The following is a 17819-nucleotide window of genomic DNA, read 5'->3' as shown; positions in this document are numbered from 1 at the left end:
TTAATAACTCTTTGCCAGGCGTTTTTCCAAATAACCAACACCAAGGCTGAGCGGGATTGTAAGTATCAAATAAAAAACTGCAACAAAGATATAAACATCAAAGACCACATAGGTCGCAAGCGAAATCAAATCCGCTTGATACATCAGTTCTCCACCGGCAATAACAGCCAGGATAGAGGTATTCTTCACAAGATTAATAAATTGGTTGCCTAAAGGCGGAATCACGATTTTGATGGCCTGAGGAAGAATGATGAGACGCATCGCCTGACCATAGGTCAATCCTGACGAACGCGCCGCCTCCATTTGTCCTTTATCAATCGATAAGATGCCCGCCCGGATAGCCTCAGCAATAAAGGCCGCCGTATAAACAGTCAAAGCTAGAGAACCCGCAAGGAAACCTGGCAGGCCAGCTCCAAAATAAAACATAAAAGCGATAATTAATAATGGAATATTACGGACAAACTCCACATACGCTGTCCCCAACCAATTCAATGGTTTTAGAGGCGCAATTCTCATTACAGCAATGAACGTTCCGAGAAGGAAGCTCCCTACGAGAGTAAGCAAGCTGATGCGAATCGTTCCGATAAACCCTTCAAGATACATATCCAGATGATCGACAAGAATAGAAAAATCAAGTGCTAGCATTCAATCACTCCTATGTACAATCAGGATGGGTCGAGCGCCCATCCTGATGAAAGAAACTCCTTATTTCTTGATCCATTTGTTATAGATTTCATCATATGTTCCGTTGTCCTTCAAAGCTTTAAGAGCTTCATTTAATTCTTTGACTAATTCAGGGCTGTCTTTCTTCACAGCGATACCATACGGCTCTTCCGTAAATTGGCCGCCTGTCAATTCATAATCAGGATCTTCATCAGCCATTCCATAAAGGATAGAGTCATCTGTTGTCAATGCATCCCCTTGACCTGATTTCAAGGCAGTAAAGGCTTCTGAGTAGTTCTCATATTGAAGCACTTCTGCATCCGGAGCCTTCTCAGCGATATTGACAGCAGAGGTTGAACCTTTAACGGCAATTACTTTTGTCCCCTTCTTCAAATCATCAACGCTCTTGATTTTGCTTCCTTTTTTGACAAGCAAGGATTGGCCGGCTTCAAAGTAGACATCTGTGAAATCAACTTCTTTCTTCCGCTCCTCTGTAATTGTCATCGTTGCAACAACAGCATCAATTTTGCCGTTTTGAAGCAGCTGAACGCGGGTTTTGGATGTAACCTCGACAAACTCTGCCTTGCTTTCATCACCAAGAATTTCCTTCGTCAAAGCCTTCGCAATATCAATGTCAAATCCTTCAACCTTGCCTGAACTAGGGTTCTTAAGACCAAACAAGCGAGTATCATTTTTCACACCAAATACAATCTTGTCTTTATCCTTGATTGCTTCTAATGAGTTTTTCGCTGAACCTTCACCGTTTTTTTCGGCATCATCATTGCTTCCGCAAGCAGCCAGCATAAATACAGCAATCAAACACAAGACAGAAAATTTAAAAAACTTCTTCGACAACATACTATTTCCCCCTTTTATTTCTTAATGATTTAATATACGGCTTAAGAATGTACGCGCCCGTTCTTCACGCGGGTTCGTAAAAAATTCAGCCGGTGTCGACTGTTCCAAAACTCTTCCCTCATCCATAAAGACAATCCTGTTGGCTACTTCCTTAGCAAACCCCATCTCATGGGTCACAACCACCATGGTCATCCCTTCCTTGGCGAGCGTCTTCATGACATCCAGCACTTCGCCAATCATTTCCGGGTCAAGAGCAGATGTAGGCTCATCAAACAGCATAATCTGCGGATTCATGGCAAGTCCTCTAGCGATTGCTACACGCTGCTGCTGACCGCCGGACAGCTGTGACGGATAGGCATTTGCCTTATCTGGAATACCAACCTTCTCAAGATAAAAGCGTGCCGTCTTTTCCGCTTCCTCTTTCGATTTCCCAAGTACCTTCATTGGAGCAAGCGTAATATTCTGCAGAACGGTCTTATGCGGATATAAATAAAAATGTTGAAAAACCATTCCTATATCCCGTCTTAAATGATTGATATTCGTCTTCTTATCGTTGACCGGTGTCTGATTGACCTTCAGCACGCCTTTATCAATTGTCTCAAGATGATTAATGCAGCGAAGCATTGTGCTTTTTCCAGATCCAGAAGGACCGATGACGACCACAACCTCGCCTTTTTCAATTTCAAGATTAATATCCTTTAAAACATGGAAATCCCCATAATATTTATCAACATGATCAAAAACAATCAACCTTCTTCCCCCTTGACTAATCATTTTCTCTTTATCTTTCAATGAAAAGGCAGCCATATGTTTTTCATGAATGCCTAACCGTATGAAACGGTGATAAACAGCCTAGTAAGTAATATGTATGTCCTTTGAGACACCTGTATGTCTCTCCCGTGGCAGCCGTTCGTAGGCCAATATACGGAGGCTATGCCCTTCAGACTATTGACGAAATATTACAATTATTATCTTATCTTAACAGATAAGTATGTATTTTGTAAAATTGTGATTTTACTTAATTATTAGAAAATATTAATTGCATTATTTCCTTTCTCGCCATATACTTAGTACTATTAAAGAACAAGGGAGGAATGTCTTATGAAAATGATGTATGCAGAGAATGTCGTAAATTTCATAAAGCAGTCCTTCAAGCATAACGCTGATTAATGATTCCGATCCATTTGAATGAATATCTGCCATGCCAAGGACTGCCATTGGTCCTTGGCTTTTATATGCCTTTTTTCGAATGAAGGCAAAGAAAAGAGACCTATTCATGGTCTCTTTTCTCATGTGCAAACATTCATACAAATGGAGGAGAATACATTGAACATAAACCAATTAGGCTGGAATTCCTTTTTTGAAGAAGCCTTCAAGCTTCATGATAACTACTCAGCATTGATCCCTGGACGAATCATCAGCGAGCATAAAGGTATGTACCGCATCCTTTGTGAGGAAAGAGAGGTTCTTGCATCCATCAGCGGGAAACTGCGTTATCAGGCGCATAATAGCGCTGGGCTGCCAGCGACGGGCGACTGGGTTGCCTTAAAAATGAGACATGGAGAAAATAAAGCAATCATCCATGCTGTCCTGCCGAGAAAAAGCAAGTTCTCACGAAAGAAAGCTGGTTTGACAACTGAGGAGCAGATTATTGCCTGCAATATCGATACTGTCTTTCTCGTAAACGCCGTAAATGCGGATTTCAATATACGAAGGCTCGAACGATATCTTCTACTGGCATGGGATAGCGGTGCTAACCCTGTCATTCTCTTAAGCAAGTCTGATTTATGCAGCAATATTGATGACTATATTCATCAAGTAGAAAACATTGCAGCAGGCGTTCCCGTCCATGGCGTCAGCGCCGAACAAAGACTCGGACTCGAAGCATTAACACCGTATATCCAAGAAGGAAAGACAATTGCCATCCTTGGTTCCTCTGGAGCAGGCAAATCCACACTGGCCAATGTCCTGTACGGAGAAGATAGGCAGCAGGTTCACACGACACGTGATGATGACAAAGGCCGGCATACAACGACCCACCGGGAGCTGATCCTTCTCAAAAAAGGCGGTATGATTATTGACACCCCGGGAATGAGAGAGCTCCAGCTATGGGAGGGTGAAGAAGGGATCCATACAAGCTTCAATGACATTGAAGAACTAGCCCTGAATTGCAAATTCAACGACTGCCGGCACGAAACTGAACCAGGGTGTCAAATCCAAGCCGCCATTCAGGATGGAACCTTAGATAAGAAACGCTTCAAAAGCTACCAAAAGCTCCAAAGAGAACTCGCATACCTAGCAAAAAAACAAAGGAAACATCAAAAGCGAAGGTGACCGATTAGGTGCCTGAGGCTTAAAAAAGTAGCTTAGAAGAGGCAAAAAAAGCGGGGATTCCGGCATACAGCCAGTCCCCGCTTTTTCACTTTTTATTTCACGATATGAATCGGATGCCCGATGGCGACCTCCGCTGTTTCCATAATCATTTCTCCGAGAGTTGGATGTGCATGAATCGTTAAAGCTAGATCCTCTGCAGTGAGAGAAGATTCAATTGCAACGGTGAGCTCTCCAATCAAATCAGAGGCACTTGGCCCGATGATTTGCGCGCCGATGATGACGCCGCTCTCTTTATCAGTTACTAATTGAACAAATCCATCTGTCTCATTTAAGGCAATGGCTCTGCCATTTGCCGCAAATGGGAACTTCGTTTCAGCTGCCTTTATTCCAGCTTCTTTCGCTGTTGCTCCCGTATGGCCGACAACGGCGATTTCTGGTTCTGAGAACACAACTGCCGGTATGCAAGCGTGATCAATGACAGATGGCTGGCCAGCAATTGCCTCTGCCGCTACCTTTGCTTCATATGAGGCTTTGTGAGCAAGCTGCGGACCGGCAATAATATCGCCAATGGCATAAAGATTACTCTCATTTGTACGGCATTGGGAATCTACCTCGACAAATCCTCTTTCTGTTAAGCGGATACCGGTATTTTCTAAGCCAAGCTTGTCTGTATTCGGCTTGCGCCCAACTGACACAAGAACATAATCAGCCACCGCTGTTTTTTCTTCCCCTTTTTCCTCATAGATGACCTCGACATGACCATCCTTTTCCTCTGCCGATTTCACGAATACGCCTGTTGTGACGTTTGCTCCTTTTTTCTTAAGGCCTCGTTTAACGATTGAGGTCATCTTCGCATCCATTCCGCCAAGAATATCCTTTCCGCCTTCAAGGATGGTTACCTTCGTTCCAAAATTCGCATACACGCCGGCTAGTTCAATGCCAATGACACCCCCGCCAACGACAACCATGCTTTCTGGAATCTCTTTAAGATTCAATGCGCCTGTTGAATCCAGGATTTTTGGACCGAACTTCATGGTTGGCAGCTCAACCGGGCGGGAGCCTGTTGCGATAATGGCATCCTTGAACTGGATTACTTGCTCTCCTTCTGTTGACTCAACCTTAATCGTATGGGCATCCTGAAAAGCCGCTGTTCCTTTAACGACTTCCACCTTATTGCCCTTCAGCAATGTTCCGACACCTGATGTCAGCCGGTTGACGACCCCTTCCTTATATGCCTGTACCTTGGAGAAATCTACATCAATCTGCGGAACATTCAGGCCGAAAACATCAAAATGCTTTGCCTCATGATAATGATGAGCTGCCGTAATCAAGGCTTTTGATGGGATACAGCCAACATTCAGGCACACACCGCCTATATACTCTTTCTCGATTATAATGACTTTTTGTCCTAATTGAGATGCACGGATTGCCGCAACATATCCTCCGGGTCCAGCACCAATCACTACTGTATCTGTTTGCTTTGTTTCCATGTCCAACCCCTCCAGTATGAAAAGTTTCCTGCGTATGACAGCGTTTACAATAATGTCAGCAGAAAAGAAGAATAATTCTCCTATACTATTACTGTATAAATATAACTGAACAATATCAATTTTTCGAAACTAATGTAAGCAATTATTTCCACACTAGAGCTAGTTTACAAGATAGGGCTCTACATTCCGGTCACAGGCATCCTTGCACTGAAAAAGGGTCAAAGGTCTGCCAATTTGACCATAGCTGCAAGAGGACGTAAGAACATCAATTTGTTCAAGAAAGGTTAAATATTTTCTAATTGAAATCCTTGAGATTCCGACCGCTTCAACGAGATCCTCTGTCGTGAACTCATCGCCATTTTTGCTGTTGATAAAATTCCAGATTTCCTTCAAGGTATTCTTGGCCAAGCCTTTTGGCAGGATGACATCTCCGGTCATCCCTCTTTTCTCGAGGAGCAAGTGATCCAGTTCCTCCTGGCTCAGCTCATTCTCCTCTTTCATCACCCTTGATTGCTCCTTATATTTGAGCATAGCCTGCTTAAAGCGGTCGAAGCGGAAGGGCTTGATGATATAGTCGAATGCTCCGTTCTGAATGGCCTTATGGATGCTCTCAATATCCGTTGCCGCTGTAATCAAGATGACGTCAATATCGAGTTGCTGCTGTCTAATAGCGGTAAGAAGAGCCAAGCCATTTTGCTCAGGCATGAAAATATCCAATAAAATCAAATCAGGCAAATCGGTCTTCAGAAATTGAAGGGCCTCCTGAACGGAAGATACAGCGCCCATTACATGGTAGCCTGGTATATCTCTTAGGTAGTTCTTGTTAATCTCCGAAACCATTGGATCATCTTCAACAATCAGAACTTCTATCATCTATAATCGTTCCCTTCAGCTTTCTTGAAGTGGCAGGAAAACCGTGAAAGTTGTACCCGCTCCAGCCTTTGTTTTCAGTTCAATCATCCCATTTAATTTCTCAACCGATTGCTTAGTCAAATACAGCCCATAGCCCCGGCCAGTTCCCTTCGTTGAATAGCCCTTTTCAAATATCGCCGTCACCAATTCTTCCGGTATGCCGTTGCCGCTGTCGCCGACTTCCATCACCAATTCTCCATCAAGCACACCGATTGAAAAGATCACCACTTTTTCTTTAACACCCTCCAAAGCATCAAATGCATTCTCAATCAAGTTTCCGGCAATGCGGATGAGGTCATGGATGTATTCCTCCTCGATGTATCCCGGCATATAACTGTCCTCATTGATGATGAGCTGGATGCCGAGCTCCCTTGCCTTGCTGAGCTTCCCTAGTAAAAAGCCTGCAAAGATGGCATTCTTAATTCGCTTGACGATAAATCCTTTCTCTGTTTCATAATCATCCACCAGGTTCTCAATATAGCGGCTCATCTCATCATATTTTTTCAAATGGACAAGGCCTAGGATGACATGGAATTTATTCATAAATTCATGAGACTGTGCCCGCAATGATTCCGTGTACAGCTTAATTCCTGTTAATTGGTCTGCCATCTCCTGCAGCTCTGTCTTATCTTTAAAGACAGATAATCCGCCTATTACTCTGCCTTTATGCATGATGGGGACATTGTTCGCAAGGACGGTCCGATGATCAAAGGCTTGCTCCACGTTTTCTTCAGGCTGTCCGTTTCTCATTGCTCGAGCCAGACTTGGCATACAATCCTCCACCGATTGGCCTAAGATCTCTTCTTTCTGTTTAAATCCCATAAGCCTCAATGCCTCTCGGCTGATAACGGTTATCTTCCCATCATCATTGACACCGATGATTCCCTCCTTCGCAGCTTCAATCATCGCATTGCGTTCTTGCAAAATCTTCGCAATCTCCACAGGCTCAAGACCATAGAGCTTTCTTTTCATATAGCGGCTTAAATAATAGGCTCCTATTGCACCAAGACATAATTGAAGGATGGCTCCAATATACACATAGCGTCTGCTGTTATAGGCAAGGGACTCCACCGTGTCCAGCGAAACACCGACGACAACGACACCGATTTGTTCTCCTCCGTCATAAACAGGAGTAAATACTCGCATTCCCATTCCGAGCGGTCCTTCCTCAACGGAGAAGTATTCCTTTCCTTCCAAGGATTTCTCCGCATCTTTCCGATTAAAGAAGGTTTGCCCCACTTCTTCATCAAGTGGATGCGATTTGCGAATCAAGTCCATATCCATAATAACGACGAAACCGACATCAGATAATGTACGAATTTCATTCGCGTATTCCTGGATATCAACTTCCGTCTCCTCCTGTAAAGATTGAATCACCGTGTTGGAATGGGCGGTCACTCTGGCTATCGCTTGAATCTTTTCAGAAAGATGCTTCTCTTCATTCTTGGTCACATAATAGCTGATAAATAGAGCTGTTGCCAAAGCAGAAAGGAGAACAACCATAAAGACGAGAATCATAACAAGTGTTTGCAGCTTTACTGTTCTTGGTTCTCTTCGACATAATTTCATCTTTAAACAGCCCTTTTTTAGCTTATTTCGACACTTTTTGACACTATTCTATACATTAAGTATAAATGCTCCAGGCATTTTCTCCTAGTAAATGAGCTTTTTGTCGATTTTTCTTAACATTTTCCAAAAAAACGCATAAAAAAGCACTGCCAGCAAGAATAACATTCTTACTAGCAGCGCAGAATACTGTTCTATTCTATTATCCTTCTAAAAGAAGCTTCTCAGGGTCCTCGAGCAATTCCTTCACCTTAACGAGGAAGCCAACTGCCTCCCGCCCATCAACGATTCGATGGTCATAGGAAAGGGCAATATACATCATCGGCCTGATTTCTATACGCTCTTGATCGACTGCTACCGGGCGGTATTGAATGGAATGCATCCCAAGAATCCCAACCTGCGGTGCATTTAAGATTGGAGTGGATAGAAGCGATCCAAATGTCCCGCCATTTGTAATCGTAAACGTGCCTCCCTGAAGATCGGCAAGACCAAGCTTGGCATTGCGCGCCTTCACGGCAAGGTCCATAATCTCCTTCTCAATCTCGGCGAAGTTCATTCTGTCCGCATTCTTCACAACAGGCACGACCAGCCCCTCTTGTGCTGAGACCGCAATCCCAATATCATAATGCTTCTTGATCAGAAGCTCATCTCCTTGTACCTCTGCATTTAACAGCGGGTACTTCTTCAATCCGCCAATGACGGCCTTTGTGAAAAAGGACATAAACCCTAACTTAACATCATGCTCCTGCTGGAATGCATCCTTCCTTTTCTTCCTTACCTTCATGACAGCACTCATATCGACTTCATTAAAGGTCGTCAAGATGGCAGCTGTATGCTGGACATCTACAAGGCGTTTGGCAATAGTCTGGCGTCTGCGGGACATCTTTACAATTTCTACAGGCTTATCGCTGCTGACTTGGATTGACTGCTTAGGTACAGGATTTCCCTTCGGCTTCCCGGATGTTCTCTCAACATCCTGCTTATTGACTCGTCCAATCGGATCCACTGCTTCTACCTTGCTGAGGTCGATCCCCTTTTCACGTGCGAGCTTTCGTGCTGCAGGGGTAGCCAAAACTGCCTCCTGTTTATGCACTGCTGGCGGTGCCGCCTCCTCCTTTACTGGTGAGGCTTGTTCTTTAAGGACTGGAGCGGCCTCTTTGCCTTCTGCAATCACTGCGACTGTTTCACCGACTTGTACGGTATCTCCAGCATCCTTCATGATGCTTTCTAATACACCGCTATGCTCAGCAATAATTTCCACATTCACTTTGTCCGTTTCCAACTCAAGCAGGTAATCACCTTTTTCTACTGCATCCCCTGGTTGTTTCAACCATTCACTGATCGTACCTTCTGTAATGGATTCTGCTAATTCTGGAACTTTTACCTCTGCCATCTTATGAATCAATCCTTCCTTATCAAGTCTTATCCGGTTTATTTAACCGCAAAGCCCTCTTTCGTTTTTGTGAATACTTCATGAATGATCCGCTCCTGCTCTTTCTTGTGGACAAGCGGATCTCCCTCTGCAGGACTTGCCATTTCCGGTCTTCCAATATAGGAAATGGATAGATGGGATGGGATGATTTCCGTCAGTTTAGGCTCCATATAACGGAATGCTCCCATATTCTTTGGCTCCTCCTGTACCCAAATGACCTCTTTTAGGTTCTTGTAGCGATTCACAATCCTCTTGATTTCTTCTTTAGGGAATGGATATAACTCTTCCACCCGGATGATATCCAGCCACTCGGGTTCCATCTGCCTGCTCACATTTTCGCCCAGCTCAACTGCGAGACGTCCTGAACAGAATACAATGCGCTCAACCTTTTCGGCTGCTGCCCCGAGACCAGGCTGTTCAATGATCGGCTGGAATTCTCCATTTGTGAACTCCTCTATATAGCAGGCTGCTGCCTGATTACGCAATAAGCTCTTAGGCGTCATAAGAATGAGCGGTCTCGCCTCATCCCTCTCGAGCATTGCAGCCTGTCTTCTTAGAAGATGGAAGTATTGTGCGGCAGATGAGAGATTGGCTACAGTCATATTGTTTTCCGCACATAGCTGCAGGAATCTTTCTATTCTCGCACTGGAATGCTCTGGTCCCTGCCCTTCAAAACCATGCGGCAGCAGAACAACAAGACCAGACGTTTGCCCCCACTTCGCTTTCCCGGAGGAGATAAATTGGTCGAATAGCACTTGGGCACCATTAGCGAAATCACCAAACTGTGCTTCCCACAATACGAGTGTCTCTTTTGAGAACACGCTATATCCATACTCAAAACCGAGCACCGCTTCTTCCGATAACACACTATTATGGATGGCGAAGGAGGCATTGGCTGATTCCATCTCATGCAGCGGGTTATATTTCACACCCGTGCGCTCATCCGACAGAACGAGATTGCGGTGCGAGAATGTTCCGCGCTCTGTGTCCTCACCCGTAATCCTGATAGGAGTTCCATCCTTCAAGATAGAAGCAAAGGCCAGCGCTTCCGCATGTCCCCAATCAACCTTCCCTTGGTTCCCAAAGACCTCTCTTCTTCGTTCAAGAATCTTATGCACCTTCTTGAATGCCTCGAACTCTTCCGGCCAATCGAGCAGCTCAGTATTGAGCTTTGATAAGGTCGGATGATCCACTGTTGTATCCGTTTTCACATTAGCCGTTGGAACACCATTCATCATTTCCTCAATGGAAGGGATTGCTTCCTGTTCCTTCGAAATACGGCCATGGGCTTCCTTCAGCTTGGCAACTGCCAGCTCTTCTATCTTGGCAGTCTCTGAATCTGTAAGAGCATTTGCGGCGGCTGCCTGCTGTCGATACACTGCCGTAATAGTTGGATGATTTCTTACCTTCTTATACATCACTGGGTTCGTTGCCATCGGTTCATCCATCTCATTATGGCCGAGGCGGCGGTATCCAATAAGGTCGATTACAATATCACGGTTAAATGCCTGACGGTACTGAAAAGCCAAATCCATGACAGCCAGGCATGCCTCAGGATCATCCGCATTCACATGAATGATTGGAACATCAAAGCCTTTTGCCAAATCACTTGAATATTCAGTTGAGCGTGATTCATGTGTTTCAGCTGTAAAGCCAATATTGTTATTAGCAATGATGTGGATCGTACCACCCGTATGATAAGCAGCTGTTCTTGAGAAATTCAGCGTTTCGGCTACACATCCCTGACCAGGGAAGGCCGCATCACCATGCACTAATACACATAATGCTTTGTTAAAATTTTGGCCTGGATTTCCCTTGCTCGTCCGGACTTCCTGCGCCGCCCTTGCATATCCTTCAACAACAGAGTTAGCAATCTCAAGATGGCTCGGATTATTGCCCATCGTTACGGTTATCCTCTTCCCGTCATAGACTTTTTCCGCGGTTGCTCCCATATGATATTTCACATCGCCTGTTGTACTTAATGCTGGCTTATTGCCTGGATAAGCAGAATGCTGGAATTGAGAAAGAATCGCTTCATATGGCTTATCCATCACATGGGCCAGTACATTCAGCCGGCCGCGGTGAGCCATCGCAATCGCTACATCATCAAATCCTGCCTCTGCCGAAATCTTCACCAGCTCCTCAACAGCCGGCACCAATGTTTCGAGTCCTTCAACCGAGAAGCGCTTTTGTCCAACATAGGTTCTATGGATAAATTGTTCGAACCCTTCTGCTGCCATAAGCTGTTCCATCAAATTCTTCTTATCAATCTTTTGGATGGCGCGGTCCACATATCCTTGTTCAATTTGCTCAGCAAACCATTTTCGTTCTTCTTCAACTAGATGCTCAATCTCATAGCCAATCTTATTCATATACAGCTCTTTGAGCCGGTTGATGGCCGCTAATCCATCTATATAAGATCCTTGCAGCATAGGTGAAATAAATTCAGCTGGGATCTCTCTTATTTGCTCCTCTGTGAGATTGTATGATTGTGGATTCCCAATCCCGATTGGTTTTCTTCTTTCTATTGGATTGATATCCGCTTCAAGGTGCCCCCTCTTTCGAATATTCCCTGCCAGCTCCATTACAGCAATCAGCTTTCGCATCCTCTGCATCCATTCATTTGGAGAAAGCCCTGGTTGATTCATTTCTGCTTCTGCCTCATGCGGGGCTCCCCATTGATCAAACAAATGTTGAAAGCTTTCATCCACTGAGCTTTTATCTGCTAGATACTGTTCATATTGCTCCAATAAATACCCGAAGTTCGGACCGTGGAATGCATTCCACGGCTTGTTCGTACTTGATTGCATAGTTGTTTCTCCTCCCCAAATTGTTTCTCTATGAACAACCTCTTTGATGACGCTTACAACAGACCGACCCATTGCCAATACGTCATACTAAACAGGACAATCAGAAGGTAACCGATCAATGTAATTGGAATCCCTGATTTCAATAAATCCTTAGAACTGAACGCTCCTGTTCCATAAGCAAGCATGTTCTGCGGTGCACTTACTGGCAAGAGGAATCCGAAGCTGATGACGAACTGCTGAATCAGCACAAGTCCAGGGCCATTGAAATCGGTTGTTCCCATACCAGCCACGAGCGCAATAACAATTGGAATAAACGCGGATGATAAGCTTGTGGCACTCGCAAACCCTAAGTGAATCAAGATGTTGAAAAGGGACAGAACCATCACGATTCCAATGATTGGCATATCGGTTAAGCCCATTGCTTCTAACGTATTCGTGGATAACCATTCAGCCCCTTTTGTGCTTAGAAGGACCGAACCCATAGAGACTCCGACTGCGAACACAATCAACGTGCCCCAAGGAATTTTTCTTTCAACCTCTTTCCACGTATAAACCCCAATTCCAGGAAGAAGCATGATGGCTACCGCGATAAAGGTAACACTTGTTGAATCAAACGGATGGAGCATTCCCTCTGTCGCCCAGGCGAACAATAATAATAAAGAAATGACAATCAATTTGAGTTCTTTTTTCGACATTTTACCTAGGTCCTTAAGCTGGGATTTAATTAAAGCTTTACTGTCCTTTAAGTCATCCATTTCAGGCTTGATCAGCCGTGTCATGACAAAGTAGAGAACAACAGACATGAGGATTGACCATGGAGCTGCGTAGATAAACCATTTCCCCCATGTAATATCAAAGCCAAAGGCCTCTCCCATGAATCCTAAGGCCACCATGTTTTGTGCGGCTGCTGTCTTGATTCCAACATTCCAGATGGAAATGGACTGTACGGCCGTAATCATCAGCAAGGCTGATAGCTTACTATTTTTCGCCATCGACAAGGCTGCCACAATTCCTAACAGAATCGGCACCAATGTTCCAGCACGAGCTGTGGAACTTGGGACGAAGAAGGCAAGCACGATACTGACGGCAATTGTCCCAATGACAAGACTGCTCGCCTTCGTCCCAACCTTTGACATGATGAATAAGGCAATTCGTTTATGAAGTCCTGTAATCTCCATCGCGACTGCGAGGAAGGAGGCACCGGCAACTAGACCAACAGCTGTGTTGCTGAAGCCTCCTAATGCGAGCTGCAGGGCTCCTTTGGTCGTATAGGTAGCAGATGGGTCCTCCACTGTCGGAGCTAGACCGATGAAGATGGTAATAAGTCCAATAATGGCGGCTGCACTGACTGGATAGGTAACGGCTTCTGTAATCCAAAGAATAACTGCGAAAGCTAGAATGGCTAATGCTCTTTGTCCTGCCACCGGAAGACCTTCCGGAGTAGGTAAAAGAATAATGATAAGAAAGACCACAATTGCTGCAATAATCGAGATTATTTTTTTCTTTTGCATGTTCTAATCCCTCCCTTTCATATCTTTATCTTAGTATAAAAACCATTAATGTAAGCGCTTTACTAAATTACTTATCACTTACATTACTTACAAAATTGAGATAGCCTCCCACTATCCGCCAGGACATATCTCTTGATTTTCAAAGAGGAGATAGATTATAAATTGTGAAGGACATTAGGCCTATAATAAGAAAAAATCAGTGATTCCAAGAATAGAAAGGAAGAATCATTCAAAAAGGCCGACAAGTTTTGCAGGAAAGTGTTAGTTGATATCATAGAATATTAAATTAGCCTATATTACTTTTCACTCTGCATGGCTGTGAGGCAACTTCAGCCGTTAGAGTAAAGGTAGATAAATGCATTGAAATTACCTCTTATGTTAAAATCAGGATATTAGCAGCATATCCTTTTGAAATATGACGATGGGAGAGTTTTATACACAAAGGGGGGACAAAAGATGAACAGTCCAGTAGGCAGGAAAATACGAACGGAGAAAGTCGTAAGGGCATTGGGTATACCCGTCAATAAGAATTTACCGCCATTACATAGAGATGAAGAACACGAGATTAGGACGATTGAAGCCATTATCGACCGGGCTATTGCCAACACGGTCGTTTCCGCCAAAGGCAGCGGGGCACCTGATGAAGTTGTGGATGAATTAATTGACCGTTTCTATAAAGAGGGGCTCTTCACTCCTTATGAGTTGGAATTTCTCGAAAATGAGGATCCTGACCAGGATGAACTAAATGCCTACTCATGGAGAATTGAATGCAATTCGGCTCTTTTATGGGCTGTCAGCTTAGTCCGCGATTTGCCATTTCCAAATGACTTATCAGATGTACAGACACTCTACGATCTCATGCTCCAATCTGAGCGAGAAGACCTGCTCAAGCAAGCACATTTACGGAATCATAATGAATTAATGGATGAATTGGACTTATATTATCGGCTTCATTGGGCACTAGTAGAAACACGTCTTCATAACCAAGAGCTTGCCGTCAGCATCAATCCGGGAGTTGTGTATGAACGAAGATATGGCCTGACCTGGCTATTGAACCTCGATGGAGAGGAATGGGAAGAGATTTCCATGGATACGTAAAGAAAGAAGAGGCATCGCTGAGTGAGCGATGCCTCTTCTTTCTTTATGGATGTCCTTGTCCAGTAACTTGATTCTTCTCTTTTGGTTTCAGGCTGAGCACCTTCATCCGAAAACCGCTTTCTGGGTACGTTGGAATCCTTGCCATGCTGTAGGTAAGATCCTGCTCGAAAACCTCGTAATCGAGCTCTTTAGCGAATAATTCCATGAAGACCATCATCACCTTCACGGTTGCCCATTCTCCCGCACAGCGATGCCCTTTATCATAGTCCCCGCCGCCTTGGGGGATAAAATCAAATGGACTCTTCCTCCAATTCCTAAACCTTTCCGGATTGAACTCATCTGGTTTCTCCCAAAGATCCGGATGATGATTTGTGCCATATAAATCAAGGAGTACTAAGGTTCCTTTCTTGAAAGCATAGCCCTCCCAGAGAAAATCATTCCGCACCCTTGCACCGAGCATAGGAGCAAAAGGATAATAACGTCTTACTTCCTGAACGACCATCTTGCTGTACATCCCATCATCCTCCTTCATCCTCTTTCTCACAAGGGGGTGTTCATGCAAGGCTAATGCACCAAATACGACGAAATAAGCAATAGCGACCATCGGGCGGATAATATTGATGACCTCAACCGCCGCTGTCTTTGTCTTCATTTGCTCCCCGTTCAATTCCGTATGGTGAGCCATGATGTACAGAGCCGTATTTTCTGATGGATGAAGAGTCCCATCCCGGACTTGGCCAATCAATTCAGCAATCCAATCCTCTGCCTGCTTTCGCGCTTTTCTTCCTCTTTGATAGCGTGAACCGACTCCACCGATGGAATCAACTAAATCAAACAGCTGCTGAGCCCGGTTCTTAACTTCATCCTCATAGAGGGGAACACCGGCCCATTCGCAGGCAATCCGGCAAAGTGTGCGCTTCGCCTCTTCCATCAAGACAATCTCCTGCTCCTTTGTCCAGCCTCTTGCAGCAGCTCGCCATTCTCTTCTTGAAATCTCCTCAAGCCGCCCAAGATTCTCATGGGTCATGACAGACATGAACATCGCCTTTCGATGCTTATGTTCCTCATCATCAAGCACCTGCACGCCATGCTCACCAAACAGCGCCTTTTGAATCCGCTTTGGAACGGCCGGCTTTCGAATGAAACGTTCTTCATCATAAAACGCCCGTGCCGCTTCTTCTCCGCTGATACAAATTACCTTCTGACCAAGCAATCTAGTCTGAAAAACATTCACGTTCTCCCGTATCGTCCGGTTAGGAAGATAATCATACCCTTCTGCAAGCAGGGTTAATGTTTGATCAATCGTTCTTTCCTTTGGCATTTTCCTAGCTTTGATCATCCATACCATCTCCATTCTATCCGTACCAATTATTTACGATTAGCATACCCATACAAAGGCGTACTAAACATAAGGTTAGAATGGTCCCATCACAAAAAAAAGCAGCTCATTAAGAGCCGCTCACACTCCTTCCGTCATTACGATGGAGCTTCTTCATTTCGTCTGCGACAAATTGGACATTCGGGCCAACAATGACTTGAATGCTTTCCGCGCCAGTGACGTGAACACCAGGAACACCTGTCGCCTTAATTTTCTGCTGGTCGACTACATCCACACTCTTCACCTCAAGCCGGAGCCTTGTCGCACAGTTATCAATCGATGTCACATTTTCAGAGCCTCCAAGCGCTGCGTAAATCTTCTCTGCCTGAGCGGTGTATTTCGAGTCTATAGAGGAACGATCCCGAGAGACAGTCGCCGTTTCCTCTAATTCCTCTCCCCGTCCAGGCGTTTTTAAGTCAAATTTCACAATGATGAAACGGAAGAGGAAATAATAGATGACCGCGAACACAAGACCCTGGACTAGCAGCATGTATGGCTGGTTGGCAAGCGTAAGATTATAGCTTAGGATGAAATCTATCAACCCGGCACTGAAGCCGAACCCAGCTGTCCATTGAAAGGCTGCGGCAATCGCCAGAGATAAGCCAGTCAACACAGCATGAACTAAATAGAGCATAGGTGCGAGAAACATAAAGGCAAACTCAATCGGCTCCGTCACCCCTGTCAGGATGGCTGCGAAACCGGCCGCAAGCATGAGTGAGCCGACCTGCTTCCTATGTTTCGTTTTCGCTGTATGATACATGGCCAGGCCAGCTGCTGGCAGACCAAACATCATAATGGGGAAGAAGCCTGCCTGGTACATACCCGTAACCCCTTTTTCCCCATTTCCAGTCCAAAAATTCGAGATATCGTTTATCCCTGCCACATCAAACCAGAAAACCGCGTTTAAGGCATGATGCAGCCCAGTTGGAATCAATAAACGGTTAAAGAAGCCGTAAAGTCCTGCTCCAATCGCGCCAAGCCCGCTGATCCATTCCCCGAATTGTACTAACAAGGAATAGACAGGCGGCCAGACAAGCAAGAGGACAAGAGAGAGAACTAGCATCGCCAGGGAGGTCATGATAGGGACAAGACGCTTCCCGCTAAAGAACGCAAGCGCATCCGGCAGCCTAACATGACTGAATCTGTTATACATTGAGGCAGCTACAAGTCCGCATATAATCCCGACAAAGGCATTCCCAATCTTGATAAAGGATGGATCAACATTCTCTGGATCTATCCCTTGCAGCATGGCAACAGAATCACTGCCAAGTAAAGTTGTCACAACTAGATAGGCCACTAAACCGCTGAGTGCTGCTGACCCATCCCGATCCTTTGACATGCCAAGGGCAACTCCTAGAGCAAACAGCATGGCAATATTATCAATAATGGACTTCCCAGCCATAATTAGAAAAGCTGCGACAGCGTTGCCTGTTCCCCAGCCATCATGATCAATCCAATACCCTATGCCAAGCAGAACTGCCGCGGCAGGCAGCACTGCAACCGGAAGCATCAACGAGCTGCCGAGCCTTTGAAAAAACTTTCGCATCATTACTCCCCCTATTTCTTAATTTGAATGAACAAGCTTGCTCAATTCCCGTTGAACAAACATTATGATTAAATAAATAAGCTCAATAAATGCTGATAAAAGCAGGGTGACTTGGCTGCGACCGGTCCTTTCATGAAGCAAATGACCTATTATCGACAGCTGTTTGTCTTCACGGGATTGAACAAATGACTCTCTATCCATCACCTCCTTTAAGAGTTTCT

General features: G+C 44.8%; 14 protein-coding genes. 2 read left to right on the top strand and 12 right to left on the bottom strand.

Features of this window, described 5'->3' with window-relative positions; genetic code table 11:
- From AC622_RS02240 to AC622_RS02230, 3 genes are read right to left on the bottom strand one after another with little or no spacing between them, the layout of a single operon-like run.
- On the bottom strand, positions 1–645 hold the full coding sequence (locus tag AC622_RS02240) for an amino acid ABC transporter permease (protein WP_049669591.1): 645 nt from the start codon (positions 643–645) through the stop codon (positions 1–3).
- Positions 646–705: 60 nt separating this feature from the next.
- Positions 706–1521 carry a transporter substrate-binding domain-containing protein gene (locus AC622_RS02235; protein WP_049669590.1) on the bottom strand — a complete coding sequence of 272 codons (816 nt, stop codon included), beginning with the start codon at positions 1519–1521 and terminating at the stop codon, positions 706–708.
- A 21-nt stretch (positions 1522–1542) separates the two neighbouring features.
- The gene (locus AC622_RS02230; RefSeq protein WP_049669589.1) at positions 1543–2271 is read right to left on the bottom strand and encodes an amino acid ABC transporter ATP-binding protein; all 729 of its coding nucleotides are present in this window, start codon (positions 2269–2271) and stop codon (positions 1543–1545) included.
- A 576-nt stretch (positions 2272–2847) separates the two neighbouring features.
- Between AC622_RS02230 and rsgA the strand changes: the two genes are divergently transcribed.
- Positions 2848–3855, top strand: a complete 1008-nt coding sequence (gene rsgA / locus AC622_RS02225) for a ribosome small subunit-dependent GTPase A (protein ID WP_049669588.1) — start codon at positions 2848–2850, stop codon at positions 3853–3855.
- Positions 3856–3947: 92 nt separating this feature from the next.
- On the opposite strand, the gene lpdA is transcribed toward rsgA, so the two are convergent.
- The 6 genes from lpdA to AC622_RS02195 form a co-directional block, all read right to left on the bottom strand.
- Positions 3948–5345 (bottom strand): dihydrolipoyl dehydrogenase, encoded by a 1398-nt coding sequence (gene lpdA / locus AC622_RS02220; RefSeq protein ID WP_049669587.1) that lies wholly within the window; start codon positions 5343–5345, stop codon positions 3948–3950.
- 159 nt (positions 5346–5504) lie between these two features.
- Complete coding sequence (locus AC622_RS02215; RefSeq protein WP_049669586.1) at positions 5505–6218, bottom strand: response regulator; 714 nt, start codon at positions 6216–6218, stop codon at positions 5505–5507.
- A gap of 15 nt (positions 6219–6233) precedes the next feature.
- Entirely contained in the window at positions 6234–7826 is a 1593-nt protein-coding gene (gene dcuS / locus AC622_RS02210; protein WP_049669585.1) for a DcuS/MalK family sensor histidine kinase, read from the bottom strand.
- A 199-nt stretch (positions 7827–8025) separates the two neighbouring features.
- The gene (odhB, locus tag AC622_RS02205; protein WP_049669584.1) at positions 8026–9216 is read right to left on the bottom strand and encodes a 2-oxoglutarate dehydrogenase complex dihydrolipoyllysine-residue succinyltransferase; all 1191 of its coding nucleotides are present in this window, start codon (positions 9214–9216) and stop codon (positions 8026–8028) included.
- 38 nt (positions 9217–9254) lie between these two features.
- The gene (locus tag AC622_RS02200; protein WP_049669583.1) at positions 9255–12065 is read right to left on the bottom strand and encodes a 2-oxoglutarate dehydrogenase E1 component; all 2811 of its coding nucleotides are present in this window, start codon (positions 12063–12065) and stop codon (positions 9255–9257) included.
- A 53-nt stretch (positions 12066–12118) separates the two neighbouring features.
- Entirely contained in the window at positions 12119–13576 is a 1458-nt protein-coding gene (locus AC622_RS02195) for a DASS family sodium-coupled anion symporter (protein ID WP_049669582.1), read from the bottom strand.
- Positions 13577–14032: 456 nt separating this feature from the next.
- Here AC622_RS02195 and AC622_RS02190 point away from each other — a divergent pair, with 456 nt between their 5' ends.
- Positions 14033–14674 carry a DUF4272 domain-containing protein gene (locus tag AC622_RS02190; RefSeq protein ID WP_049669581.1) on the top strand — a complete coding sequence of 214 codons (642 nt, stop codon included), beginning with the start codon at positions 14033–14035 and terminating at the stop codon, positions 14672–14674.
- 43 nt (positions 14675–14717) lie between these two features.
- Here the strand turns inward: AC622_RS02190 and AC622_RS02185 are convergent, their stop codons facing one another.
- The 3 genes from AC622_RS02185 to AC622_RS02175 all read right to left on the bottom strand — a co-directional run bounded on the left by AC622_RS02185 (position 14718) and on the right by AC622_RS02175 (position 17799).
- Entirely contained in the window at positions 14718–16013 is a 1296-nt protein-coding gene (locus AC622_RS02185; protein WP_049669580.1) for a cytochrome P450, read from the bottom strand.
- A 109-nt stretch (positions 16014–16122) separates the two neighbouring features.
- Positions 16123–17598, bottom strand: coding sequence for an N-acetylglucosamine-specific PTS transporter subunit IIBC (gene nagE, locus AC622_RS02180; protein WP_049669579.1), 1476 nt, complete (start codon positions 17596–17598; stop codon positions 16123–16125).
- 18 nt (positions 17599–17616) lie between these two features.
- On the bottom strand, positions 17617–17799 hold the full coding sequence (locus AC622_RS02175) for a hypothetical protein (RefSeq protein ID WP_049669578.1): 183 nt from the start codon (positions 17797–17799) through the stop codon (positions 17617–17619).
- Positions 17800–17819 lie beyond the last annotated feature (20 nt).

This window comes from Bacillus sp. FJAT-27916 (assembly GCF_001183965.1).
Classification (GTDB): domain Bacteria; phylum Bacillota; class Bacilli; order Bacillales; family Pradoshiaceae; genus Pradoshia.
The sequence above is the reverse complement of the archived record's forward strand: the minus strand, read 5'-3'. Positions and strand labels throughout refer to the sequence as shown.